Origin of the sequence: Enterobacter cloacae complex sp. 2022EL-00981 (genome assembly GCF_028737495.1) — a bacterium.
GTDB classification, from domain to species: Bacteria; Pseudomonadota; Gammaproteobacteria; order Enterobacterales; family Enterobacteriaceae; genus Enterobacter; species Enterobacter cloacae.
The window spans coordinates 85,776-109,521 of sequence record NZ_JAQZRK010000005.1 but is presented as its reverse complement, the minus strand read 5'-3'; the positions used below and the strand labels follow the sequence as shown (position 1 = coordinate 109,521).

The following is a 23,746-nucleotide window of genomic DNA, read 5'->3' as shown; positions in this document are numbered from 1 at the left end:
GTCAGGTATTCCGCCTTGTTACTTACTTCTGCTAACAATTTCAGGGTGAAACTGTTAATTATGACGGGTCTTTTAGACGAGTTTGAGATGACTGAAATTGCCTACAGGCCGCGTCTTGTCTGGTTTCCTCGGAAAAAGTGAATAAAGGTCTCTGAATAATTCAGACACGGATGGCCGAAGCGTTCAATTCGCCGTTTTGTCGAGTTTTGTCAGTGTCAAGTCCGCGTGGGGAAAGGTAGCATGAGGCATTTTCAGGTGCTTTGCCAGATCTCATATGGCCAAAAAGGCGGTTAAGAGAACTTCAGATAAGCGGTTAAGAAAAAATAAAAATAAGATTTTTCGCCAGGCGCCAGGATATACAGACGCGGGTTTATCGGTCACATTAATCCTTAAACCGGCGTTTACAGGAGGTATTTAACGAGTCTTATGCATAAGTATTATATCATTAATGGCATCGTCGAGTTTCATCCTGCGGCCAGCACATTACGCGACCTCAATAATCCTGAACAGGTGGTGGTATTAAACTCGCCTGCCGGACGTTGTTTGCTGTTATTGATTGAAAGAGCCGGGAGTATTGTCACTCAACAGGAGTGTATGGACATTGTCTGGCAACGTCGGGGAATGATGGTGTCGCCGAATACCTATTACCAGAATATCTCTATTCTGCGTAAGGGGCTGAAAAAAGCCGGGTTTGAAACCGATCCAATCGTCACGATCCCCCGTATTGGCCTGACGCTGGCAAGCGATACGCAAATTACGATTAAAGAGGCGCAGTTGCCCTCGGCAGAGCCAGAAGCACCGGTCCAGACCGTTCAGGAAGAGGATGGCGTGCCGCAGCCCGTGGCTCCTGTCACTCCCGTTGCTCCGGTTGCGAAACGACGCTTCTGGCTGGGGGGCGCACAGCTGGCGCTGCTGTTAATCATTAGCGTGAGCGTCATCAGCTATAGCCGGCCGCATGACAACTATTTTGTGGACGGTTACCGCTTCACGACAATGATGGGAGAGTGTCGGCTCTATTTTGCCCGCGATATCGAGACGCCGCAGGACAGGGAAAAAGCGCTGGCCTATGCTGCGCCATTTAAAGATGAATGCAGCAGTTACCCCTGGATCTATATCAGTGGATATAGCCTGTTGCCGCGTGCTTCGGTGATCCGCTGCGACCGGGCAATGACGGAACCAAACCGTTGTATGTCAGATTACTTTATTCAGGATCATTAATATGGCTCGTTACCGTCAAACGCTGTTAACGCTCTGTTTGTGCCTGCTGGTGGGGGCGTTAGCCGCTGGTTATTATCTGTGGCAGCGTTATTACATTCACCCTTTTGCCTGTCAGGTGAACTTTATTCAGCACCATCCTGAAGAGACACTGACCCTGTGGCTAAATTATACGGTGGACGGTAACAACGGCACGCTCAGCATGAACGGTCGGGTGAAGAGCGATCCGGGTAAGACCTTTAATCGTAAAATATTCTTTCAGGTAGAGCGCAAAGATAATGTCTATTACATGCGATCTGTCCGCAATATCAAATTCCCCGATGATGACGTGAGCGACAGCTGGCTGGAGAAGTACGAACCGTTATTTTTCATCTACCCCAACGAGAGTATTTATATGCGAATTAAGAAACAGCAGAATGATAATTATTTATTCATTCTGGGGACGTTACCGACCTATGTGTGCCACCCCTCAAAAACGGAGGGCTGAACGGGAAAAGCGTTGCTGTTTTGTGGTCATCATTTATACTTTATTGAACCGCTAAGAAATATCTTAGAGTAATATAAGAGCAACACAATATGTTGCGATAATGTAATTAATATTTTTTGGCAAGGTAATGAAAACTTTAATTGATGACTCATGCAGGCGTGGTTCTGCACGAAATAAACCCCTGCATATCGGTTTATTTCTGTGGCCCCATTTTTCGTTATTAGCCTTATCGGGGTTAATGGAGGCGTTACGTACGGCGTCCTGTGTACAAAAATCCAGACAGAAAATCGCGTTCAAACTCAGTCTGATAAGCACCCGGGCGGAATTGCCCATCACCAGCAACGCCGGTATTAGCGTGCAGCCTGAAGCCGCGCATCTTACTCCGGGGGAATACGACTATATTGCCGTGATTGGCGGAAGCCTGGAGGATCTGGATAAGGGGCTCCAGGACGACCGGGCATTTCTTGCAGAGGCGCATCACAACGCCATTCCGCTGATCGGTATTGGCACCGGGAGCTTTATCCTGGCGGAAGAGGGGATCCTCAATGAACGGCGCGCCTCGATCCATCCTTATCATCATGACGTCTTCACGCAACGGTTTCCGCAGGTTTATGCCGAGCAGGGGCTGGATTTTATCGATGAAGGCGATGTGCTGACCTGCCCGGGCGGGATCTCGACGCTGACGCTAACCACGGCGCTGATTCGCGCCCATGCGGGCGACGATATTGCCGCCACCACGTCACGGCGTTTATCGCTCTCACCGCACGCTGTTACTACCCCGCGGCCTGCCAATATTGCGCTGATCCCGGACTCGCGGCTGCGCAGAGCGGTCATGATCATCGAACAGTACCTGACACGCCCGCTTAGCGCCGCCGGGCTGGCCCAGGACGTCAAGCTGAGCGAGCGTCAGCTTAATCGCCTGTTTCACGCCGAGTTTGGTAAAACGGCACGTGAATTTATCCGCAGCGCCAGACTGCGCTATGCCTGCTGGCTGTTGAAGAACTCGCAGCAAAGCGTCACGGACATTGCGCGGCGGATGGGCTTTAGCGACTGCGCCCATTTTATTCGTCACTTCCAGCTTGAGTACGGCTGTACGCCAGGGGTGTGGCGCACGTCGCAGAGCTAATGCCCCGATTTCGTGCTTTCTTCGTAGGGTATTACTGGTTTGCCTGGATACACTTCCGTTAAAAGCCCAACGGGGGGACGATGACATGAACTGGCAGCCTTTTCGCGGCAGCGCACCGGGAAATATGACCATTTTCAGCGCCTCATTTCCTGATGTCAGCGACCAGTGGCCGATGAAAGACGAGACTGCCCGGGAGATCAACGCGCTTAACCGGGCCCTGAAAGCCGACCCGGCGCTTCGCCCTCCGCTGATTGAATACGAAGAGGGCGGGCAGGCGGTGCTTGTCCCGCAGAACCGTTACTCCGAACAGGCTTTTCGCAACCGGCCTGCGCTTCTCGCGTGGCGCGCCCGGCTGGTTCCCACCGCGCTGGCGCTGTTTGTGGTGCAAAATCCGCTGGAGGAGCGCCTCCCCGAAGGCACGAAAATGGACAGCGACAGCCGCCAGTGGTTTATTCACGCTAACGACGCCATCGGCGTGCGCTCCCGCGCAAAAGTGCTGGCTGCGCTGGTAGAGAAGTACATCCATAACGAGAGCGAGAACAACTGGGTGAGCCTGGCCAGCGGGGCGGCCATTCCCGTGCTGGAGGCGCTGCGCAACGCAAAGCTCGACGGTCAGCAGGTGTACCTGACGCTGGTAGATAAAGACCCCGTCGCGCTGAGCTGGGCCGAGACCATGGCCGCGCAGGAGGGGCTGGTTGTGGGCGAACAGCTGACGCTGCTCAGGCGCAACCTGCTGCATACGCTGGTGCGTAACGACGATTTACTGCTGGAGCTGGGCGAGCATCAGGCCGAACTGGTCGACGCGCTGGGTATATTTGAGTACTTCAACGATACCGATGCGGTGACTTTCCTGCAGCGCGCGCTGCGGCTGGTGAAGCCCGGCGGGGCGGTGATTGTGTCGAATATGCTGACCAGCAGCCCGCAGCTCGACTTTGTGCTGCGCGGTATTGGCTGGGAGGACATCCATCCCAGGTCGTTGCTGCAATTGCAGGATATCCACCTCGCGGCGGGCGTGCCGGTGGAGAATGTCACCGTGGTGGTGCCAAAGGATGGGGTGTACGCGGTGATGGAGGTGAGGGTTTAGCGCGAACGGTTCCCTCTCCCTGTGGGAGAGGGTGAGGGGGAGCAGCACGCACAGCGTGACTTGCATTAGTTCGGTTTTCCAAACATGATCCCCTCATGAAAATAGAAACCGCACATCCCTCACACTTCGAACGCCTGGTCGCAATCTGGGAATCCTCCGTTCGCGCTACCCATCACTTTTTACAGGAAAGCGATATCGCGGCTCTGCGCCCACTATTGCTCAACGCGTATCTGCCAAACCTCACCGTCGTGATGGCCCGCGATGATGCAGGTATTATCCACGGCTTTTTAGGCGTGGATGAAAACCGCATTGAAATGCTGTTTGTTGATGATGCGAGCCGGGGAAAGGGCGTGGGGAAATTGCTGCTGCACTATGCCATCGCAGAGTTTGGCGTAAACGAAGTGGATGTGAATGAGCAAAACCCGCAGGGCGTCGCGTTTTATCGCCATATGGGGTTTGTGCAGGTCGGCCGCTCAGAGGTTGATGGGCAGGGGAATCCGTTTCCGTTGCTGCATATGCGGTTGAATAGGGATTAGCGCTTAGCCTGCTTATCCCATTTTAATAAGCCGACAATATCTTTCTCTCCCTCGGCTTCTTTCAGCAGGCGCTGCTTCTTTTCATACTCAATGTATTCTGAACACGCCTTTTCATCCGCCGCCTTTTTGCTGATTTTGCCTGCGCCTTCTAAAACGTCCCGGTCGTTAAATTGCAGGAACTGATCGAGTTTGGTTTGCCAGTCTCGTAAAAATACCTGCTTGCGGCGTTTGGCCTGATCTTCAGCAAAGTCGAGCCACATATTAACGACACGATTTAGTTCGCTGACTTCATCCTGAGACAGATAATTTTTTGCTGTGGTGACATCGCTTTTACGGACTTCTTCGCCTTTATAGCTGGTCAGCCCCATATACGGTTGCGTGGCGTCCGCACGCTGGTGAATCAACTCAGCGGCGGTAAGGCCGGTGCAGGCAAAATGCAGTTTATTCTGGATGGTCTGGAAGAATTGCGTGGTTTCTTTGAGTGACGGCTGATAGTCAGCGGCTAATGCAAAAATCTCCCTCACACGGAGATAAACCCGGCGTTCGCTGGCCCGTATATCGCGAATGCGTTCCAGCATTTCATCGAAATAGTCAGGTACGGCGGATGATCCCACAGGCGGGTTTTTCAGGCGCTCGTCGTCCATAACGAAGCCTTTTACCAGATATTCCTGCAGCGTTTGGGTGGCCCACTGGCGGAACTGTGTCCCTCGCGTGGAGCGGACGCGATAGCCGATGGCGAGAATGACGGGCAGGCTAAAATATTGAACGTTATATACTTTACCATCGCTGGCAGTTGTTCGGTAAAACCGAACAACTGAATTTTCGACCAGCTCACCCTCATCAAAAATATTCTTGATATGCCCACTGATCGTTGCTTTGGCTTTGCCGTATAACTCACAGATCGTAGCCTGTGAGAGCCACAAAGTATCGCTTTCGAAGCGGCATTCAATGCGAACTTTTCCATCCTTGCTGGCAAACATGACGAACTCACCGGCTGGTGAATTGATTAATTCTTCATATGTCATGCTGCCCCCACCCTATAAGGTTGATGTCGGTAAGTTCGTAGTATGCCAGAAACAGCCGCTAAGCCAGGTGGTTTGTATTTGTTTTTGCGAGGCGCTTTCCAGCACGCGGAGTTTGGATGGCTGTCAGCGCGTTCTCTATCTCAATAAGCTTTGCTTTCGTCCGTTTATAATCATCCTGCAACCTCTGCTCCTGCTCGTTATACGCCACCAGAACGATGCATCCTTTCATGACTTTTATCGTGACTTGCTGCCCAGTATCAAAACCCGCCGCGCGCAGCCACTTGCCGGAAAGGATGATTTTAGGCGTGGATTTGTCGAAAACATTCGGGCGGTATCCCACAATTAACGAACGCTCGGTTCCGGATTGGTCGGTGTCTGGGGTAGAATGCGAATCAGCCATAATCAACTCCTTGATAGTTGGTGATGTTAGACGCCCTTTAGTGCTCCAACACTGCTGGGCGTTGTTAGAATTCCGAATCCATGTGGTAGGTACCACATGCGGATAAACTAACCGAAGTGGTACCTACCATGCAAGAGAAAAAGAAACCAAATTTTGACCGTACCAAGAGCACGATGAAGAACATCCGGTTTGAGGATGAGCTTTTGGAGCAGATTGAGAAGGCGGCGGGGAAAGGGAATTTTAGTAAGTGGGTGAAAGAGGCTTGTTTATTCCGTTTGAATAAAAAAAATGATCTTAGTTGACATAAAAATTATCTAAGAATATTTTGAGTATTGAAGTTCCGCTGGTTTAAATTTATTGATGTATATTGAAGTATTCATTCGGTGAATCATTCATAATCAACGATAATTGGCGTTAAAACAATGCAAGCTATTTTTCAATTGATTAAAGATCCTTATGAAAGAAAGGCCCGATTAATTCCTGGGCTTTTAGTCGCTCTGCCATTAATAGTACCTATGATTTGTGTGTATGGCGCTAAAAATCCGATACTTACGAGTGTTATTGGCTTATTAAGCAGTTGTGGTGCAATGTTCGCATTGGCGAATATATCTCGTGGTTTAGGTAAAAAACTTGAACAGAAGCTCATAGTCAGGTGGGGGGGAATGCCAACAACATTGGTATTAAGGCATCGTGATGATCACTATGATTTTGTAACAAAGAGTAGGTACCATCAAGCAATAACCGCAAAGTTAGGTATACAAATCCCGTCACCATCAGAGGAGATAGGTGATCCTAAAAAGGCAGATGAAATATATATAGGTATTTCCAGAAGATTAAGAGAGTTAACTAGAAATAAAAAAGGATTACTTTTTAATGAAAATATATCCTATGGATTTCATCGGAATATGACGGCAATGAAAATTATTGGATTATCAACAAGTTCATTAGGCATTATATACGGATTGATTATTGCTAAAGTATTAACAATAATACCACCGCATATAGAAATAATACATTTTGCTAATCCAGGATTACCAGCCTCATTGACTTTGATTATTTCCTGTATTCTCCTTTTTTCTTGGGGTTTTTACTTTAACGAAGAATCTGTTAAGAGAATTGGTTATGTATATGCCGAACGTTTATATGAAAATTTACTTAGTGTGAAAGTAAGTACGTCAAAAAGAAGAGTAAACTCTGCTCAGTAACTTATTGGATTATCGAGCGATGTTATTAATAAAATGATTGTTTACTGGAGTAATATTAATGGCTATTGTCAAAAGCTTTTCCGTTGGTAATGGAGATATGTGTTACATTCAACATAACTCAGATAACTTTTCAATAATTGATTGCGATATTTCAAGTGAAAATCAACAGAGAATAATTTCTGAAATAAAAGAAAAGTCAGCTTCTAAACGGATTACAAGATTCATATGCACACATCCTGATGATGATCATTTTGGCGGGATTGAATATCTTGATGCAGTATTAGGTATTACTAATTTTTATGTGGTAAAAAATAAGGCTATAAAGAGTCATGAGACACAATCTTTTAAACATTACTGCCGCTTAAGAGATGATAAAAATAAAGCTTTTTATATATATAAAGATTGTAAAAGAAAATGGGCAACTCATGGTGATGATGTTAGAGGTAGTTCAGGTTTAGAGTTTTTATGGCCTGATACAGAAAATACCCACTTTAAATCAGCTTTATTAGAAGCGGAAATAGGATTAAGTTATAACAATACATCAGCTGTGATAAGATATAGTATTATAAATGGACCTAGTTTTCTTTGGATCGGTGATTTAGAAACCGATTTTATGGAAAACATTAGCAACGATATTGAGCTTAAAAAAACTACAATTGTTTTTGCTTCGCATCATGGAAGAGTATCTGGAAAGATACCGGATTCCTGGTTGGAAAAGCTAGATCCTCAAATAATAATTATAGGTGAAGCACCTTCTCGCCATCTAACTTACTATACTGGCTATAAAACTATAACTCAAAATAGATGCGGGGATATAACTATGGAATGCGAAGGTAATAAGATTCATTTTTATTCTTCAAATGAAAATTATGTGAATACACATTTAGATGATGAACAAAAAAATACATTTTCTAATTATATAGGCACTATTACAGTAGAAGCTGAGTATACTATTGAATAGTTATTTTTCTGAGCCAGCTTTTTTAATGAGTAATTTTCTTAAGAAGAAAAATTAACTTATTTGAAGGGATGGATACTCCATTTGTAACTGACCATAACAATGTGGCTCGGTTTGGGATAGGATAGGAAAGCATTTTTGGCGGAAGATCACAGGAGTTGGTAGTAAATTTTATTTCATTGATTTTTATGAAAAAAAACAAAACAAAATAACAAGTCTATACACATAACTATACACATTGGCGAAATTGTTCGTTTTTTGAACTCCTTTCAGACATAGAAAAAATTTTTTTTAGAAAAACTGTTCACACTATTCACTAAGTTATTTTTATCATTATTTTCATAGGCATACGTGGTGAATGGTTGGTGAACAGTGAATACTTTACTGTTCACCGTATTAACCTATTCGAGGTAAAGATAATGCTTTGGAGCCTCTTTGTTTATGCCGACAGCGTAGGTCTTAACTAGGCATTTTCTCTCCGGGTCGTAAGATATGCATTTTGGAAACATGCTTTCCGCAACCTGGGGTTGTTGCGCTAAAAGTGTTAGAAATCTTTCTTTTATTATTTTTTGAGTAAGTCTTTTGATGAGAGCAAGCCTTTTATCGTTTCTTGTTGCAAAACAAGGTCCGGTGTCTAATCCCAATACATTTAATATAAGGCCTGCAATTCTTGTGTTTTTGAAATTTGCAACTTTTTCAATGCTTTTGAGCTCTTCATACAATTTTCTTATTGTCTTTTTTATTGCCTTGCTATGAAAATCCCCAAGGGATTTTTCATGGGGTGAAAATATGCCATCCCAAACAATATTGTTTTGAATGTGCCAAGTGGTAAAATTATCTGCTTGGCATAGTGATGCCTTGAATAATAATTCTCTTAAAGCGCTTGAGACATGATGATGTATATCGAAAACATATTTCCGTCGTTCCTTGACACTATATTGATAAATAGTTTTCGCTTTGCATTTTGTTGTGGTGTTAAAGAGGTTTTCAATGAAATTTATTGATGAGTGTAATTTCTCCACCAATTCGCTTTTCATAATCTCATCATCTGTTTTATCTACCATGTGTAGATTTTGAGTGCAGTGTTTTATGCTTTCTAACACAGAATTTAGTACTGGATTTGTATCAATAAACTTTTCTATTTTTAATTTTTCCTCTAAATATATAATGCTAAGTCTAAAATATGCATCCCACTGTTCGTTATCAAAGCCTAAAAAAGTTTTATAATTGAACTGAAATGGAGAGAGATGTCCTCTTTGAAGTGAGTCGATAAGTCGGTAGTTGCCATAAAAACTTTTTGACCACTCTTGGATTTCTCCCATCAAGCCAGAGTCATATCCATCATCCTCATGGTAAATTATAGAGTTCTTATTCTTTATGACTTCTTGTGATACGTTAGCGGAGAACTGATGGAGTGGAATGTCATAATTTTTAAAAGTAGCTGTGCTTACAAAGAAATATGTAGCAGTGCGTGGTGATGTAGCCACAAGCACTTTGCAAAAATTTTTATTTCCTATTAAATATAAAATATCATTGGCTATTTGAGTGGTTGCACTATCTCCTCTGCCAGCATGTTTTATTAATGACTTAGACGAGCGACCTAATTCGTCACTTATTATGGCTAATTCCTGTTCAACGCCTTTTGCAATGTATTTGTATAATGCATTTATATACTTCATTTGGTTTCTTTTGCTGAATACAGGAGGTTTAAGAAAAGCGTAATATATCCATAACATAAAGCAAAATAAAAAACAAAATCCAAGTGTCGCTTGGATGTATATCTTTATTTCAAAACTTGAGTCAAGCACCCACCATTTAGCTGCGCTCCAGACATCAGACACTAGACTTATGATGCCAGTGAGTGCAATTATTGCAAAAGTGATGGCGTAAAGTGGGAGTGGGGCGATGGTAATACGGAATTTGTATCTAGTATCTGTTACAGTAAATACAACAACTAAAAGAGCAAGCGAAGCTAGAAACTCAGAAAAACCGAATATTTTTACCCCAGAAGATAATGGATCTGGAGGAACAAAACACAAACTATGGAAAAAACATTTTGATGGTTGCATGGTTGCGTTCATAAATTGGTTAACTATTAACAATATTTAACTCTAAGTCATTCCATTTTTCAACAAGCAGAATCCATTTAACGAATGGTGGCTATATCAATGTTAGCGGATTATTTTTATTTATTATACGCAAAAAGACCGGCGTTTGCCGGTCAGGATAAGTTATTTCGCTATAGGGTCATCACATTTCGGCAGCCAGTCGGCGTTGCTTTCCTCTCTTAGCGCCAGATTAGTTTGTATGCCCTGATTTTTTCGGCGCTTCTCATAACTCAGTCCGTACTCTTTTAGCATGGCCGGCAGTCCTTTACCGAACATGGTGAGGCTCAGGGTATTCTTGTAGCCGTGTGCCTCCATATACGCCAGATAGGCATGATAAAGATACAGGCGCGGCTGGCGCGGAATGATGTTGGCATTGCCAATATACATACCCTCAGGCTCCGGCAGTGCTTCCAGATAGCCGCAAAAATCAAACGTCGGATCAGCATCGCGTTTAATACTTAGCGCCTCGTCGGAGTTCTGCTGTGACTGGAGCAGAGCACGGGCAGTCATCGGGTCGCTGAACTTCTGCATAAGCTGGCGCACAATAACGGCCAGCTCGCGAGCGATTTTGTTTTTTAGCTGCGGGTCGCGTTCTTCGGGGGCAATCTGTTCCGGGAAATGCAGAATCACCCGGCGACGGGAAACACCGCCGCTGCGGTCGGTAAAGCGCATCGGGTTGTTGTTTACGGCCAGGATCACCGCCGGAATATGGGTGGAGTATGCATCCTTGTATTTCGGGTCTACCGAGACCGCATCCCCGCCGGTGATGGCCTTTAGTCCTGCCCCGTCACCGCTCCACTTTTCCTGGTCTGGCAGACGTATCAGCGAGAAGCCAATCAGAGCCGCACGTTCGCGGGGTGATTCCAGCGTTTCGATGGTGGCCGACGTGGCGTTATCTTCCCCGGCAAGCATGGTCGCAATTTCGGCCAGAATACTTTTTCCGCTCCCGCCGGGACCGGTGACCTCAAGAAAGAGCTGCCAGTCGTAACGGTTCGCCAGCACCATAAACAGCGCGGCCAGAATCACGTCGCGTTTTTCCGGTCTGCCACCGGCGGCGCGGTCGAGCCAGCGCCAGAACTCCGGGGCGTGGGTTTCCAGCGTTTCCCCCTCTACCGGTGGGGTAAAATCGACATCACAGAGTGTGCGCAGCCAGTGCGATTTATGGTGTGGGCTGAAAGTACCCGTGGCGGTATCGAGTACTCCGTTACGAAAGCCAATCAGACGCCGTGCCGGGGCATCCTGCTGCGGAATAATCAGTTTCAGGGTCTCCACCACTGAAGCAATTTTCCCCGACGAGAACGGTGCGCGCAGACGCTGGAACAACCCGGCCACGTCGCGGGCAAAATCCGACGGCGGAATGATTTTCCATATCCCGGCCTCATAGCGGGACAGGAGCTGGCCGTTTGCATCCACGGCCAGCGCTTCGCCGTAATGCTCATGCACCCGCATTGCCTTTTCACTGGTGCTCATGGCGGTAAATTCTGCCTCGCTCATGGTAGCGAAAGGGCTGTCAGCCGGTGGCCGGATGGCGTCATATATCGCTTTCCGCGTTGCCTCCCCGCCGTGCTGCATAAACGCATCATTCCAGTCACCGAACACCGGCGGCAGGGCGACAATGCCCTCACAGGCTTCTGCGGCCGTTGCGGCTTTGTTCTGGCCGTCGCCGTTAAGGTCGCGGTCGGCGGCGAGGACAATCTGACAGGCCGGGTGTTTCTGACGGGCAAGGCTCGCCAGAGAAAGGAGGTTCACGGACGACAGTGCCACCATGACGGTTTCGCCGGTCAGGTGATGCACGGTGAGCGCGGTTGCATAGCCCTCCGCAATCCACAGGCGTTTTCCGGCCTGTTTTTTTCCTTCGATGGTGTGACACGCTCCTTTTACCGCCCCGCCTTTCAGGGTGCGTTTGAGACCGTCAGAATTAATAAGCTGAATGTTAACCAGTGCGCCGGTATCGTCATACAGCGGGACAACCATATCACCGGCGCGGAACGTCACGCCGCCGGTTTTGTGTGTGGCCGACAGTACCGGACATTCCCGGTCGGGGAAGCCCTTGCGGGTCAGGTAGGCGTTGCCGCTGGCTGGTCGGGTTTTCTCCATGAGCCTGACGGCCAGTGCGGCCGCTGCCTGGCGGTCGGCATCGGTTTCAGCCTCTGCGGCCGCAATCACTTCCGGGGCAACCGGCGGCAGGTTGCCGGTCACGGCGTTAACCTTCCCGGCAGCCTCTGATGCGGTTACGCCGAACACTTTCTCTACCAGCTTAAGACCGTCACCCGCACCGCACTGGTTACAGAACCATGTGCCGCGCCCCTCTTTATCGTCAAAGCGGAAGCGGTCAGAGCCGCCGCACACCGGACAGGCCTGATGGCGGTTTTTAATGACCTTCACACCCAGCGCCGGGAGAATGCGCGGCCAGTGGCCGCACGCCTGTTTTACGGTTTCCGTTACGTTCATTTTCATGGTTATTTTCTCCCTCAGTGCATAACAGGCGATTGCATGTGACGGGCGCAGAGTTCATCCATCACGGCCAGCCCGAGAAAGGACAGCGACGGCGCGGCCATGAGCGGTCCGGCTTCCATTAAATCTTCCAGCAGCGCACAGGCAATCTGGCGGCCTTTTGCCTCACCGTGCTGGCGCAGATAGAAGCCCTCCAGCTCGTCGGCAATGGCGTTTTCCAGCGCATCAAGGGTGAGGTGTTCGTAGCAGTGCTGACGCTCGCATACTGTCAGCCATGCACAGGCCACGGCGCGGCGATAGAGCGCGGCGCGTAATACAGGTGAAAGAGGCTTTTTCATACGTTATCCTCCCCGGTCAGCCAGCGCTTTTTGCAGCGCTCGACCACGCCGTCGAGCTGGGCGGTCATGAGGTAAATCACGGAGGTGAGTTGCAACTGCTGCGCCGGGTCGCGACAAACGGAGGTTGAGTCCTGCACCTTCATCAGCTCGTCAACGAGCTGGCCGAGATTACGCATATGCTCAAGGCACTCGATATCATGAGGGGTGATAAGGGTCTGTTTCATGGTCGCACCTCCGTAACCGGCAGGCGGCCAGCGAACGACAGAATGTAATCACGAACGAGGGACAGGCGTGCGGCGTGTTCATCACCGGCAACGGTGCGAAGCATACAGATACGGGGTTTACGGTCTGCGCGACGAACAGCGGCAAACACAAAGACAAACTGCGGATGTGACGGGGTGAGGGTCGTAGCCATAATGGCAACCTCCTTGAAGTAGCGGTTATCGCCACCACCGGAGCTGCAAATCTCATGGGTGGTAGCCCGGACGGGGTTTGCAGTACCGGCCTTCAAGGAAACCGGCCAGCCCGAAGGCTGCCCCGCCCGGACCACCATTATCTGACAGGAGCCACGGTGTAAGCACCACAGCCCGAAAAATAGGTGTGCCTGAGCAACGACATAAAAAAACACGCATGGCGCGTGTTGTGTCGCCTTGAAGTTACACGGGCTGCAAATCCCGGCTGCCGATTTTGCGACAGCGGGAAAACTATACCTGGAAACGGCGACAGGAAGCAAGCCAGAAAAAGGGGCTGTTTGCTGAACGGTCATCATCATGCGTCACAGCCCCGGTTGCGCTCGGCAATGCGATCCGCCATCCATGCGGTGATTTCAGACTGCGCCCACGCCACGTTTTTTCCGCCCAGGCTGATTTGTTTCGGGAAAGCCTCCCGGCTGATGAGGTCGTAAATGGTCGACCGGGATAGACCGCACAGATGCATCACTTCGGGCAGGCGGATAAAGCGTTCCTGAACCGCATCAGAGACCGGCATCATTGGGGCGGCAGGGGCAGAAGACGGGGAAGAAAAAGCGGTGTGCATCGGGCTACCTCATAAAATCCATACTGTGCCGGTCGTGTCCGTCCGGCTTCGGGTAGCTCCTTATTATGTCTATATTTTTCCTCAGGTCATGTGAGATTTTCGGGGAAACAAACATTGACTTTTCGCTATGGCAAACAAAGGAAAACGCTGGCAAACATATGCAAATCACTGCATTACAATGCAGCAATTTCTATTGCTTTTAGTTATACGTTTTTCTTTTTTAATCGAAATAAAATCTAAGTGGTATAGACATAGCAAAACAGGAGGGTGAACAGTGGTGAACAGACGGTGAACAGTCAGACCTGCAACTGTTCACCCTTTAAATTACTGTATTACTTATATTTTTATTTATGGTGAACAGTGGTGAACAGTTATCAGTAAAAAAATAAACGATGAGTAAGGTTTTGCTGAGACCTTTCTCTGGCCAGCCGGGTTTTGAGTGCCGTTTGTGCCAGAACTGCCACAACTGCAATGAATCGAGATGTTGTGTGATGAAGGGCAGAATCATTTCAGGTTGAACACACGGAGAGCCTGAACATGAAACCCGAAACAGTCATTACCGCCCTGCAGAATGTAGCCGCTCAACAGTCAGCAGAGAGCAGCCAGCGCATCACCGACAAGCTGAGCGCATTCACTGCGGCCAGAGACACGCACGCGGCCAGCATGCAGGAACTGAAAGAGATTGATACGTCCATTGAACGCTGTAAGCAGGAGCGGCAGACCGCCCTCAGTGAGAGTGCAGAGGCGGAGCAGGACTGGCGCAGTCGCTTCCGCACCCTGCGCGGCAATCTCACCCCTGAAATGAAAGCAGAGCACAGCAAGCGTATCGCCAGTCGCGAGCTGGCCGACGAGTTCACCGGCCTGATTGCGGAGCTGGAAACCGACCGGACACGCGCCATGCTGAATGCCTGCTCCACCGCCAGTAAATACCTGTCAGCGCATGACGATGCCTTTACCGCTTATGCCGGTGCGGAATGGGCTCAGGCGGTCAACATGCTCCCCGTCGCGCTCATACGCGCTTTCCTGCTGCGCATTCGCGCGCTCGAAATGCAGGGTGACAGTGCCCCCCAGTCGGTTGTCGTCGGCGAGTTGCGCGATGCGCTGAGCCGTCAGGGCAGCCTGTATCACTTCGATATGAAGCAGGAGCCGGTATTGTCTGTGACGGGCATGCACCGGCCGCAGATTAACGGTGTGGATATGGAGCTGTTACGCAGCCCGGCGAAGAGAATGATGCTCGCCAGAAAACTGGCTGATAATGGCGAGACAAAAGCGGAGGTATAAGCATGTTTCACTGCCCGTTCTGCAAAACCAGTGCGCACGCCCGCACCAGTCGCTATCTGTCTGAGAACGTCAAACAGCGCTATCACCAGTGCGTGAACGTCGAGTGCTCGGCGACCTTCCGTACGCTTGAATCCGTTGACGGGATTATCCGTTCACCGGTTACTGAGCCGGTTATCCCTGTACCCGCACCGGCGGCCACCGTTAACCGTGCCGGTGCGTGAGCACGGCCAGACATCAGGAGAGACATACGTGACCACACTGACGCTACAGAAAGCCTTTGAGGCCTGTCAGGCAAATAAATCCGCCTGGCTGCAACGCCGGGATGAACTGAAGCAGGCCGAACAGGCATACCGCGAACAGCTTGCCGGTAACGGCCACAGCGGCCGGAGCCTGCAAACCCTGCGCGAAATTATCGATGTGAAAAAGTGGGAAATAAATCAGGCTGCCGGGCGTTATATCCGCTCGCATGAGGAGGTGCAGCGCATCAGCATCCGTAACCGTCTGAATGATTTTATGCAGGCGCACGGCGCGGAGCTGGCAGCCGCCCTTGCCCCGGAGCTGATGAATTATTCCGGGCAGCATTCCGCCATTCAGCGTTGCGCCATGCAGCACTCACTCGACTATCTGCGTGAGGCGCTGCAGGTCTGGCTGGCCACCGGTGAAAAAATTAATTATTCGGCGCAGGATAATGACATTTTAACGGCCATCGGATTCAGGCCTGACGCGGCTTCGCGCGATGATAATCGTGAAAAATTCACACCCGCACAGAACCTGAATTACACCCGCCGACGCGCAGAGCTGGCCGCGCAGTAGTCCTTTCAAAAATTCCCGAAAATCCCGCCTTTTTCCAATAAAAAAGCCATGCATGCATAAGGTGCATGGTTTTGCATGCGTTTTACCGATACTGGAACCCCCGCCAGCGCCAGCACTGGCGCGCCCTGAGGCCGGTCATGCACCTGCATTAAAAGCGCCCCCTTAAGCGGGCAGGCGTGGCGGGGAGAGCATTGCGCGCTTCAGATGTTAATCGTTTTTAGCAGTTTAATGTCACTGAGTTATTGGAGATGAGTTATAAACCGCATCTCTATGACGATGTGATTTCTGATGACGTGACTAAAGCGTAATATGCTGTAATGACCCTCTAATGGTCGGAGGTTTAGAGCATTACCTAATGGGGGCTTGGGGTTGTTCTGAACTAATTTAGGTAGTATTTAAACGAATTTGGAGAAGATATGGATAAAAATTTAATAGATTTTCTTTTGCAAAGTCAATTATATGACGATATTGATTCCTCACAGGTATATTCGAATGTTCCTGATTCAGATTTTGTGAGGTTGTTAGAGGAGTATTACAGTTATTCTTCAGAAGTGGATGCTCAAGCTAAGTATTTTCTGGAGGATGATGGTTTTTTGAATTTATATATGACGGATATAAATGATTCTAGTTTTTATTACAAGGCTCTTCTTAGCATTGATAATATAATAATTAATGATGAAATTATTGAGTGCTATTACCAAGCTAAACGCACGGATATCGATGAAACGATGAGTAATATGCTTTGGGAAAAGGATTCAAACATCATTCCAAAGTTAAAGTCTCAGGTGGCAAATTTTATAAATTTTATAAGAAAAAACAAAGATCTTATTGCTATAGGTTCTATACAGATTGTTGGGAGAAAATCGAGTGCGTATCACTATGTTACAAAGCAAGCTGTGCTTCTGAATGATGCCGATGAGGAAAAGTTGCATGAAATGATATCCAATCCGGCTATTGTCAGCGAATATTTAAATGCTGCAAGTTATAGGAGTTGTAAGCGCCTATCTGCTGAAGGGCATATAAAAATACTAGACGCTCAAGAAATAAGTGATTTTATTATTATTAATTTGAGTGATTGTACTAGTGACTATGTGAATTGTTATAACTACTCTACAATGGAGGTTATTGATTATGATCAAAGTAGCGGGTTGTTGAGATTCCAAATAAAAAAAGACACACCTCCTGAGACTGAAGAAATTTTCAAGAACTGGGTCAAATCCTCCATTCACAGAACAATTTCTCAGCATTACAATAGTTTTTCTATAGATTATGGATTTGCCTATTATCTAAATTCATCATTCACAACTACATGTCCTTTTATTAATAAAATACTTCCTTATCTAAATGACGGTTCAAGTGTTATTCAAAAAATGGTTGAAGTTGATTCTCCAATATTGAATAATCTTTCAATTGATTATATCGCAAATGTCAAAAAAGACTATGGTGAGAGTTTTAATGCTTATAAGTTAATCCTTAAAGATATAGCTAGACGGATTCAATTTGCAAGTAGTGAAAACGAGATAATAGGATTACATCAAGAGCTTAAAGAGAAAATTATAGATGAAGGTATGCCTGAAGTTAAAAAGGCAATAAAAGATATGAAAAAGAATGTTGTTTTAAATTCAGCTTTTGATTTTGGGTTGCTGGCGGTTGGGTTAACAACAATGCCAGCAAGTTTTCTTGCAGTAGCTTTGCAAGCAGGAAAAACAGTTTATGATTATAATAATAGAATGGCGGCGATTAAAAACCACCCATCCTATTTTATACTCAAATCAAAATGATTTATCATGCTGGCAATTTATAATATGCATATAAGTTGTCAGCATACCATTGCATCATTTCACTGCGTTTTTCAAAATATAGCGCATGATTATAAATGCCTCGTATACTGTTTTTATCAGCATGTGCTAACTGCATTTCAATCCATGCACTATCAAACCCCTGTTCATGTAAAATTGTCGACATTGTATGTCTAAAACCGTGACCGGTAGCACGTCCTTTGTAACCAAGCAACTCAATTACCTGTGACACACTTTCTTTTGAGATCGGTTTACTACGGTTGTTCCTGCCAATAAAAATATAAGGGTAGTGACCAGTAATAGGCTTGAGTTGCTTGAAAAGGTCGATTACCTGAGTAGAAAGCGGCACTATGTGAGGCCTGCGCATTTTCATCCTTTCTGCTGGGATTTCCCAAATACCTTTCTCAAGGTCAACTTCATCCCACGTAGCAAAGCGCATCTCTTGTGTTCGAACACCAGTTAGCATAACTATTTTTGTCGCATTCTTAGTGATGATGCTGCCGGTATACGCTTCAAGATCACGAATAAAATGAGGTAACTCTTCAGCGGATAAAAATGGATGATGCTTTTGCTTCGGAACGGTCAAAGCAATAGCCAAATCAGGAGCAGGATTGTATTCTGCGCGGCCAGTTATGATTGCATAGCGATAGACCTCACCGCATCTTTGGCGCACTTTTCTGGTCTTCTCTAGTGCTCCACGCTTCTCTATTCGTCTCAATACTTCAAGCAGTTCTAGCGGTTTGATTTCACTGATAGGGCGTTTACCAATGAACGGGAACACATCTTGTTCAAATGTCTTAATGATTTCTTCGCGATAGGCCACTGTCCAGCGGTCAGCTTTGTTGGTGTGCCATTCTCGACATATGGCTTCGAATGAATTCTCTGTTGAGAGTTGCTGTGCCAGCTTTTGGGCTTTACGTTCTTCTACTGGGTCTATGCCGTTTGCTACCTGCTTACGAGCTGTATCGCGTTTCTCACGTGCTTCTGCAAGGCTCACAAGGTCGTAGCTGCCAAATGACATTAGCCGTGCTTTACCGGCAAAACGAAAGCGGAAGCGCCAGCCCTTTGAGCCGTCTGGATTGATGAGTAATGACAGGCCTTGACCATCGTTCAATGTGTAGGGCTTGTCTTGGGGCTTTGCTCGTTTAATTTGAATGTCTGTGAGTGGCATGTGTATAAGTCAAAAATGTGTATAAAAGATCTATACACATCACTATACATATTTTTCACGGATTCAGGGAGAACTTGTCGGACGTTTACGGATGAGTGATTTACTATGTATACTGAAAATAAAGGATTTTTATACGTTCCCGGATAGCGGCGGAGGAATTTTGGCGGAAGATCACAGGAGTCGAACCTGCCCGGGAACGCTGGCGTCCCCAACTGGATTTGAAGTCCAGCCACCTCACCGGAGATGACGATCTTCCGCGCCTGCATTGCTACATGGAGGCGGGGCGCATTATAGCTACTTTCAGACATTTACCACATACCCCGACACACTTTTTTCACCTCTCTTTTGACCTGAGCACCCCCATTTCAGTTAATTCTTAAGAAAATCCTCAGGTTAGCATTTCGTGCTCCGCGACATTTACCCCGATCACAAAAAACAAGAAACGTAATTTGCTAACCAGAAAACGCAATACTCGCTCCTGAAACAATGGTTTAAAACCTCTGTAACCGGTCTCAGTGCCCGTATCGCCACACTATAGGCACCTGACGGCCAGCAAAGGATTACAGAACCAGGAGGACGAAAGTATGAAAATCAGTGATGGAAACTGGCTTATTCAACCTGGCCTGACCGTGACGTATCCGGTCCAGGTGTTCGATGTGGAGCAGCAGGGCAATGACCTGGTGGTGTATGTGGCACCGCGCAACGTCCGCGAACGCGCGTGGCAGCTCGATACGTTGATGTTCACCGTCCGGCTCTTCGCACCGCAGGAAGGGATTGTCGGGGTGCGCATCGAGCACTTCCAGGGGGCGCAGGACAAAGGCCCGCACTATCCGCTCAACGTGCTGAAGGACGTAAGGGTCGAGACGGTAAATAACGCCGAATACGCCGAGCTGAAAAGCGGAAATCTCAGCGTGCGCGTCACCAAAGGCGAATTCTGGGCGCTCGATTTTCTGCGTAACGGCCAGCGGATCACCGGCAGTGAACTGAAAAACAACGGCTACGTGCAGGACAGCAACACGAATCGCAACTATCTGTTCGAACGTCTGGATCTGGGCGTCGGGGAAACGGTTTATGGCCTCGGTGAGCGCTTTACCGCCCTGGTGCGCAACGGTCAGCAGGTCGATACCTGGAACCGCGACGGCGGCACCAGCACCGAGCAGTCCTACAAAAATATTCCGTTCTATCTCACCAACCGCGGCTACGGCGTGCTGGTCAACCATCCGGAAAATGTGTCGTTTGAAATCGGCTCGGAGAAGGTCTCCAAAGTGCAGTTCAGCGTCGAGGGCGAATATCTGGAGTATTTTGTGATCGACGGCCCGACGCCGAAAGCGGTCCTGGACCGCTACACGCAGTTCACCGGACGGCCGGCGCTGCCGCCAGCGTGGTCCTTCGGCCTGTGGCTCACCACCTCGTTTACCACTAACTACGACGAAGCGACGGTGAACAGCTTCATCGACGGCATGGCCGAACGCGACCTGCCGCTACACGTCTTCCACTTTGACTGCTTCTGGATGAAGGCCTTCCAGTGGTGTGATTTTGAGTGGGACCCGGTGACCTTCCCGGATCCAGAAGGGATGATCCGCCGCCTGAAAGAGAAGGGGCTGAAGGTCTGCGTGTGGATCAACCCGTACATCGGTCAGAAATCGCCGGTATTTAACGAGCTGAAAGAGAAAGGTTATCTGCTGAAGCGCCCGGATGGCAGCGTGTGGCAGTGGGACAAATGGCAGCCCGGGCTGGCGATTTACGACTTCACTAACCCGGACGCGTGCCGGTGGTACGCCGACAAGCTGAAGGGCCTGGTGGAGATTGGCGTGGACTGCTTCAAAACCGATTTCGGCGAGCGTATCCCGACGGATGTGCAGTGGTTTGACGGTTCCGATCCGCAGAAGATGCACAACCATTACGCCTTCATCTATAACGCGCTGGTGTGGAACGTGCTGAAAGAGACGGTAGGCGAGGAGGAGGCGGTGCTGTTTGCGCGCTCGGCGTCCGTCGGCGCACAGCAGTTCCCGGTGCACTGGGGCGGCGACTGCTATGCCAACTATGAATCCATGGCGGAAAGCTTGCGCGGCGGGCTGTCGATTGGTCTGTCCGGCTTCGGGTTCTGGAGCCACGATATCGGCGGGTTCGAAAACACCGCCCCGGCGCACGTCTACAAACGCTGGTGCGCGTTCGGGCTGTTCTCCAGCCACAGCCGCCTGCATGGCAGCAAATCCTACCGGGTGCCGTGGGCGTACGATGATGAGTCCTGCGACGTGGTGCGCCACTTTACGCAGCTGAAATGCCAGCTGATGCCGTACCTCTATCGTCAGGCGGCGCTGGCACGGGAGTGCGGCACGCCGATGCTGCGGGCGATGATGCTGGAGTTCCCGGACGATCCGGCGTGTGACTATCTCGACCGTCAGTACATGCTGGGGGATGCCTTGATGGTGGCGCCGGTGTTCTCAGAGGCGGGTGAGGTGCAGTTTTACCTGCCGGAAGGTCGCTGGACGCACTTGTGGCACAACGATGAGGTTCAGGGCTGTCGCTGGCATAAGCAGCAGCACGATTTCATGAGCCTGCCGGTTTATGTGCGCGACAACACCCTGCTGGCGCTGGGTAACAACAAGCACAAACCGGACTACGCCTGGAATGAGGGCACGGCTTTCCAGCTGTTTAACCTGGATGAGGGCGCAACGGCGGTGAGCGAGGTGCCTGCGGCTGACGGTTCGGTGGTATTTACGCTGAAGGCGTCACGCAAGGGCGACACTGTGACCCTTACCGGCGCGGGTGAAGCGCGGAACTGGTCGGTATGCTTGCGCAACGTGCAGAAGGTGAGTGGTGTGAAAGGTGGCTCATACGCGGGCAGCGAGTGGGGCGTGGTGGTGAACGCGGAGGGGGATGAGGTGGTGGTTCACCTTTAATTCCCCTCACCCTAACCCTCTCCCCAAAGGGGCGAGGGAATGGTTTACTCCCTCTCCCTTTCAGGGAGAGGGCTGGGGTGAGGGTGGTGTTGAAACTACACCACCCGTCATGGTCTGCTGAACCTGCTGTTTATCCATATTAACCGCGCTCAGCTTGCCATTTACCGTTGGCTTCAGCGGGGCATTCGCCTGCACACTCCCGCTGGCAGTCAGCTGAATATTGCCGTCGCCGCTCACCGGCAGCGCGGGCCAGCCCCACTGCTGCAGGATGTTGAGCGGCACGCCGCGACCGTTCAGGCTCACCGTGGTCTGTCGTTGCGCAAGCTGAGAAACCGTCGCGGTGGCTTCCAGAATGCCTTTCTCGGTAAAGGCGCTCAGATCGGTGATATTGACCGTGGCGGCGTTAGCGTTCAGTGCCAGCGACGGGCGTCGCACGTCCACGCGGTTAAAAGTGGCTGCCGCGCCGTTTAGCGTGGCGCTGCCGCCCCATACGCCCCATTTGTGGTCCTGCGCCAGCTGCAGGTTAGCCCCATAGCCATCAAGAGAGGTGATCTGCCACGGGAACGCGGGATCAATGTCGATCACCAGGTTGCGGCTCAGGCCGAATTTCTTCAGCGTCACGCTGTTCAGCCATTCCGGCAGCGGATCCATCCACAGCGTTTTCCAGTTCTGCGGCAGGGTGTACTCCAGCCCGGCGACGGCGACATCGTCCAGTACCAGCGCTTTACCGTCGCGCAGCCAGTTGCCGGAGGTGCGCACCATGCCCCCTTCCCAGCGGGAGGTGAACTGGCGCAGCGCCACGCCCTGCGGAGAGAATTCCGCATTCAGGATCGGGTCGAACAGATGCAGCGAGCCGTAAATAAATTCGCTGGCATTCATGGATAAACGCCCGTCCTGGCTCTGCCAGTCTCCTTTGCTCAGCGTCAGGTTGCGCAGGCTGAGATCCAAATCGGTTACGGCCCAGTCTGGCCCCTGCAGGCGCGCATCGGTGACTTCCAGGCGGCCAATCTGCAAGGAGGGGATGGTATTGAGCGGCGCGAAGAAATCCAGCAGCGATTTATCGCTCTGCAGGCGGATCTCGTTCAGGCGCATGGTGTCGATGACCCAGCTTCCGTCGGCGTTGCGCAGGGCGGAGCCGGTAAGCGAGCCGCGCGCCATATCGGCACCGATGGTGTTCAGCACCACCTCCTTGCCGTTCAGCTGGCCCTGGATCAGCACGTTAGTGGCCGGTACCCCGTTCAGGGTGAGCGAACCCGCGCTCATCTGGATCTGCGCATTTTTGCCCAGCACGTTACCCGCTTCTGGCTGCCACGGACTGACACCGCCCGTCACTTTTTGCGCGCTTAAATCCCACTCCGTGTTGGGGCTGTTGAAGGCCATGTTGTTCAGCTGCAGACGGTCTGCCTGGAAGGGCATCGGCGCGGTCTGCGGAGAGAGGTTCAGCGTGCCATCGACCAGGGTGATGGTGTCCATATGCAGCGGATCGGTGAGCTGTCGGCTGCCAAGACCAATATCGACTTTTTTAGCCACCAGCGTGGCGGGCTGACCGTCGCGGCCAAAGGTGACGTTTTCCAGAAGGATGTGGGAAGGCGACGAAAAGCGGTGGTCCATCAGGTCGAAACTGAGTTCGTAATCGGTGTTCACCGTTACCCAACTGCTGACCTGTGACGCACCCCAGCGGGTCTGAAGCAGAAAATAGAGTGCCAGCAGCACAAGGAGCAGGGCTACCAGAAGATAGACGAGCAGCTTTCCAATAAATTTCATGGTCTTCCTTCCCGCGAAACGTACATAAAGGAGTTATGCACGAT

The 23,746-nt window shown here is 49.5% G+C and carries 24 protein-coding genes and 1 tRNA gene; 13 read left to right on the top strand and 12 right to left on the bottom strand.

The genetic code is table 11. The features are described 5' to 3' along the window. Positions 1–426: 426 nt before the first annotated feature. The 5 genes from PUZ33_RS06900 (at position 427) to PUZ33_RS06880 (ending at position 4,448) form a co-directional block, all read left to right on the top strand. Positions 427–1,218: a winged helix-turn-helix domain-containing protein gene (locus PUZ33_RS06900; protein WP_058681590.1), complete on the top strand. Its 792-nt coding sequence runs from the start codon at positions 427–429 to the stop codon at positions 1,216–1,218. A 1-nt stretch (position 1,219) separates the two neighbouring features. Beyond that, on the top strand, positions 1,220–1,702 hold the full coding sequence (locus tag PUZ33_RS06895; protein ID WP_013094867.1) for a hypothetical protein: 483 nt from the start codon (positions 1,220–1,222) through the stop codon (positions 1,700–1,702). A 238-nt stretch (positions 1,703–1,940) separates the two neighbouring features. Next, positions 1,941–2,828 (top strand): GlxA family transcriptional regulator, encoded by an 888-nt coding sequence (locus PUZ33_RS06890; RefSeq protein WP_058681591.1) that lies wholly within the window; start codon positions 1,941–1,943, stop codon positions 2,826–2,828. An 85-nt stretch (positions 2,829–2,913) separates the two neighbouring features. Further along, positions 2,914–3,912 (top strand): class I SAM-dependent methyltransferase, encoded by a 999-nt coding sequence (locus PUZ33_RS06885; RefSeq protein WP_058681592.1) that lies wholly within the window; start codon positions 2,914–2,916, stop codon positions 3,910–3,912. Positions 3,913–4,007: 95 nt separating this feature from the next. Next, positions 4,008–4,448, top strand: coding sequence for a GNAT family N-acetyltransferase (locus PUZ33_RS06880; protein WP_047024216.1), 441 nt, complete (start codon positions 4,008–4,010; stop codon positions 4,446–4,448). Here the strand turns inward: PUZ33_RS06880 and PUZ33_RS06875 are convergent. Together PUZ33_RS06875 and PUZ33_RS06870 are read right to left on the bottom strand one after the other, a co-directional pair. After that, positions 4,445–5,473, bottom strand: coding sequence for a virulence RhuM family protein (locus tag PUZ33_RS06875; RefSeq protein ID WP_047024215.1), 1,029 nt, complete (start codon positions 5,471–5,473; stop codon positions 4,445–4,447). The genes PUZ33_RS06880 and PUZ33_RS06875 overlap by 4 nt on opposite strands. A 58-nt stretch (positions 5,474–5,531) precedes the next feature. Next, positions 5,532–5,873: a SymE family type I addiction module toxin gene (locus tag PUZ33_RS06870; protein ID WP_038982749.1), complete on the bottom strand. Its 342-nt coding sequence runs from the start codon at positions 5,871–5,873 to the stop codon at positions 5,532–5,534. 128 nt (positions 5,874–6,001) lie between these two features. Between PUZ33_RS06870 and PUZ33_RS06865 the strand changes: the two genes are divergently transcribed. The 3 genes from PUZ33_RS06865 (at position 6,002) to PUZ33_RS06855 (ending at position 8,039) form a co-directional block, all read left to right on the top strand. Next, positions 6,002–6,175: a YlcI/YnfO family protein gene (locus PUZ33_RS06865; protein WP_065187088.1), complete on the top strand. Its 174-nt coding sequence runs from the start codon at positions 6,002–6,004 to the stop codon at positions 6,173–6,175. A 120-nt stretch (positions 6,176–6,295) separates the two neighbouring features. Beyond that, complete coding sequence (locus tag PUZ33_RS06860) at positions 6,296–7,078, top strand: hypothetical protein (protein WP_072203709.1); 783 nt, start codon at positions 6,296–6,298, stop codon at positions 7,076–7,078. 58 nt (positions 7,079–7,136) lie between these two features. Beyond that, complete coding sequence (locus PUZ33_RS06855; RefSeq protein ID WP_058681593.1) at positions 7,137–8,039, top strand: hypothetical protein; 903 nt, start codon at positions 7,137–7,139, stop codon at positions 8,037–8,039. A 398-nt stretch (positions 8,040–8,437) separates the two neighbouring features. Here the strand turns inward: PUZ33_RS06855 and PUZ33_RS06850 are convergent, their stop codons facing one another. The 6 genes from PUZ33_RS06850 to PUZ33_RS06825 all read right to left on the bottom strand — a co-directional run bounded on the left by PUZ33_RS06850 (position 8,438) and on the right by PUZ33_RS06825 (position 13,971). Continuing rightward, entirely contained in the window at positions 8,438–10,105 is a 1,668-nt protein-coding gene (locus PUZ33_RS06850; protein WP_252107607.1) for a hypothetical protein, read from the bottom strand. Positions 10,106–10,267: 162 nt separating this feature from the next. After that, positions 10,268–12,601: a primase-helicase zinc-binding domain-containing protein gene (locus PUZ33_RS06845; protein ID WP_062676838.1), complete on the bottom strand. Its 2,334-nt coding sequence runs from the start codon at positions 12,599–12,601 to the stop codon at positions 10,268–10,270. A gap of 14 nt (positions 12,602–12,615) precedes the next feature. Next, positions 12,616–12,936 carry a DUF5375 domain-containing protein gene (locus tag PUZ33_RS06840; RefSeq protein WP_062676837.1) on the bottom strand — a complete coding sequence of 107 codons (321 nt, stop codon included), beginning with the start codon at positions 12,934–12,936 and terminating at the stop codon, positions 12,616–12,618. Further along, on the bottom strand, positions 12,933–13,160 hold the full coding sequence (locus tag PUZ33_RS06835) for a hypothetical protein (RefSeq protein ID WP_032983269.1): 228 nt from the start codon (positions 13,158–13,160) through the stop codon (positions 12,933–12,935). Before PUZ33_RS06835 ends, PUZ33_RS06840 begins: the two co-directional genes overlap by 4 nt. Further along, positions 13,157–13,708, bottom strand: coding sequence for a host cell division inhibitor Icd-like protein (locus PUZ33_RS06830; RefSeq protein ID WP_062676836.1), 552 nt, complete (start codon positions 13,706–13,708; stop codon positions 13,157–13,159). The genes PUZ33_RS06835 and PUZ33_RS06830 overlap by 4 nt, the downstream gene beginning before the upstream one ends. After that, positions 13,705–13,971 (bottom strand): helix-turn-helix transcriptional regulator, encoded by a 267-nt coding sequence (locus PUZ33_RS06825; RefSeq protein WP_013095392.1) that lies wholly within the window; start codon positions 13,969–13,971, stop codon positions 13,705–13,707. Before PUZ33_RS06825 ends, PUZ33_RS06830 begins: the two co-directional genes overlap by 4 nt. 537 nt (positions 13,972–14,508) lie before the next feature. Here PUZ33_RS06825 and PUZ33_RS06820 point away from each other — a divergent pair. The 3 genes from PUZ33_RS06820 to PUZ33_RS06810 are packed head-to-tail and all read left to right on the top strand — an operon-like array spanning position 14,509 to position 16,065. After that, positions 14,509–15,252, top strand: a complete 744-nt coding sequence (locus PUZ33_RS06820; protein WP_062676835.1) for a hypothetical protein — start codon at positions 14,509–14,511, stop codon at positions 15,250–15,252. A gap of 2 nt (positions 15,253–15,254) precedes the next feature. Continuing rightward, positions 15,255–15,473, top strand: coding sequence for an ogr/Delta-like zinc finger family protein (locus PUZ33_RS06815; RefSeq protein ID WP_014830132.1), 219 nt, complete (start codon positions 15,255–15,257; stop codon positions 15,471–15,473). 28 nt (positions 15,474–15,501) lie between these two features. Then, positions 15,502–16,065 (top strand): phage polarity suppression protein, encoded by a 564-nt coding sequence (locus PUZ33_RS06810; RefSeq protein WP_062676834.1) that lies wholly within the window; start codon positions 15,502–15,504, stop codon positions 16,063–16,065. A gap of 5 nt (positions 16,066–16,070) precedes the next feature. Here PUZ33_RS06810 and PUZ33_RS06805 read toward each other — a convergent pair whose 3' ends face one another. Then, entirely contained in the window at positions 16,071–16,214 is a 144-nt protein-coding gene (locus tag PUZ33_RS06805; protein ID WP_032667872.1) for a hypothetical protein, read from the bottom strand. A 267-nt stretch (positions 16,215–16,481) separates the two neighbouring features. On the opposite strand from PUZ33_RS06805, the gene PUZ33_RS06800 reads away from it, so the two are divergent. After that, the gene (locus tag PUZ33_RS06800) at positions 16,482–17,846 is read left to right on the top strand and encodes a hypothetical protein (RefSeq protein WP_023302871.1); all 1,365 of its coding nucleotides are present in this window, start codon (positions 16,482–16,484) and stop codon (positions 17,844–17,846) included. A 4-nt stretch (positions 17,847–17,850) separates the two neighbouring features. Here PUZ33_RS06800 and PUZ33_RS06795 read toward each other — a convergent pair whose 3' ends face one another. Next, complete coding sequence (locus PUZ33_RS06795; protein WP_023302872.1) at positions 17,851–19,035, bottom strand: tyrosine-type recombinase/integrase; 1,185 nt, start codon at positions 19,033–19,035, stop codon at positions 17,851–17,853. Between the two features lie 161 nt (positions 19,036–19,196). Next, positions 19,197–19,291, bottom strand: a tRNA-Sec gene (locus PUZ33_RS06790). Between the two features lie 328 nt (positions 19,292–19,619). On the opposite strand from PUZ33_RS06790, the gene yicI reads away from it, so the two are divergent. Then, the gene (gene yicI / locus PUZ33_RS06785; protein WP_062676833.1) at positions 19,620–21,938 is read left to right on the top strand and encodes an alpha-xylosidase; all 2,319 of its coding nucleotides are present in this window, start codon (positions 19,620–19,622) and stop codon (positions 21,936–21,938) included. Positions 21,939–21,998: 60 nt separating this feature from the next. Here yicI and PUZ33_RS06780 read toward each other — a convergent pair whose 3' ends face one another. After that, entirely contained in the window at positions 21,999–23,702 is a 1,704-nt protein-coding gene (locus PUZ33_RS06780) for an AsmA family protein (protein WP_029881892.1), read from the bottom strand. Between the last annotated feature and the right edge of the window lie 44 nt (positions 23,703–23,746).

Excerpts from the sequence above, each read along its gene's own strand:
- PUZ33_RS06900 (WP_058681590.1), top strand. The coding sequence starts at position 427 with ATGCATAAGTATTATATCATTAATGGCATCGTCGAGTTTCATCCTGCG.
- PUZ33_RS06895 (WP_013094867.1), top strand. The coding sequence starts at position 1,220 with ATGGCTCGTTACCGTCAAACGCTGTTAACGCTCTGTTTGTGCCTGCTG.
- PUZ33_RS06890 (WP_058681591.1), top strand. The coding sequence starts at position 1,941 with ATGGAGGCGTTACGTACGGCGTCCTGTGTACAAAAATCCAGACAGAAA.
- PUZ33_RS06885 (WP_058681592.1), top strand. The coding sequence starts at position 2,914 with ATGAACTGGCAGCCTTTTCGCGGCAGCGCACCGGGAAATATGACCATT.
- PUZ33_RS06880 (WP_047024216.1), top strand. The coding sequence starts at position 4,008 with ATGAAAATAGAAACCGCACATCCCTCACACTTCGAACGCCTGGTCGCA.
- PUZ33_RS06875 (WP_047024215.1), bottom strand. The coding sequence starts at position 5,473 with ATGACATATGAAGAATTAATCAATTCACCAGCCGGTGAGTTCGTCATG.
- PUZ33_RS06870 (WP_038982749.1), bottom strand. The coding sequence starts at position 5,873 with ATGGCTGATTCGCATTCTACCCCAGACACCGACCAATCCGGAACCGAG.
- PUZ33_RS06865 (WP_065187088.1), top strand. The coding sequence starts at position 6,002 with ATGCAAGAGAAAAAGAAACCAAATTTTGACCGTACCAAGAGCACGATG.
- PUZ33_RS06860 (WP_072203709.1), top strand. The coding sequence starts at position 6,296 with ATGCAAGCTATTTTTCAATTGATTAAAGATCCTTATGAAAGAAAGGCC.
- PUZ33_RS06855 (WP_058681593.1), top strand. The coding sequence starts at position 7,137 with ATGGCTATTGTCAAAAGCTTTTCCGTTGGTAATGGAGATATGTGTTAC.
- PUZ33_RS06850 (WP_252107607.1), bottom strand. The coding sequence starts at position 10,105 with ATGCAACCATCAAAATGTTTTTTCCATAGTTTGTGTTTTGTTCCTCCA.
- PUZ33_RS06845 (WP_062676838.1), bottom strand. The coding sequence starts at position 12,601 with ATGAAAATGAACGTAACGGAAACCGTAAAACAGGCGTGCGGCCACTGG.
- PUZ33_RS06840 (WP_062676837.1), bottom strand. The coding sequence starts at position 12,936 with ATGAAAAAGCCTCTTTCACCTGTATTACGCGCCGCGCTCTATCGCCGC.
- PUZ33_RS06835 (WP_032983269.1), bottom strand. The coding sequence starts at position 13,160 with ATGAAACAGACCCTTATCACCCCTCATGATATCGAGTGCCTTGAGCAT.
- PUZ33_RS06830 (WP_062676836.1), bottom strand. The coding sequence starts at position 13,708 with ATGATGATGACCGTTCAGCAAACAGCCCCTTTTTCTGGCTTGCTTCCT.
- PUZ33_RS06825 (WP_013095392.1), bottom strand. The coding sequence starts at position 13,971 with ATGCACACCGCTTTTTCTTCCCCGTCTTCTGCCCCTGCCGCCCCAATG.
- PUZ33_RS06820 (WP_062676835.1), top strand. The coding sequence starts at position 14,509 with ATGAAACCCGAAACAGTCATTACCGCCCTGCAGAATGTAGCCGCTCAA.
- PUZ33_RS06815 (WP_014830132.1), top strand. The coding sequence starts at position 15,255 with ATGTTTCACTGCCCGTTCTGCAAAACCAGTGCGCACGCCCGCACCAGT.
- PUZ33_RS06805 (WP_032667872.1), bottom strand. The coding sequence starts at position 16,214 with ATGCAGGTGCATGACCGGCCTCAGGGCGCGCCAGTGCTGGCGCTGGCG.
- PUZ33_RS06800 (WP_023302871.1), top strand. The coding sequence starts at position 16,482 with ATGGATAAAAATTTAATAGATTTTCTTTTGCAAAGTCAATTATATGAC.
- PUZ33_RS06795 (WP_023302872.1), bottom strand. The coding sequence starts at position 19,035 with ATGCCACTCACAGACATTCAAATTAAACGAGCAAAGCCCCAAGACAAG.
- yicI (WP_062676833.1), top strand. The coding sequence starts at position 19,620 with ATGAAAATCAGTGATGGAAACTGGCTTATTCAACCTGGCCTGACCGTG.
- PUZ33_RS06780 (WP_029881892.1), bottom strand. The coding sequence starts at position 23,702 with ATGAAATTTATTGGAAAGCTGCTCGTCTATCTTCTGGTAGCCCTGCTC.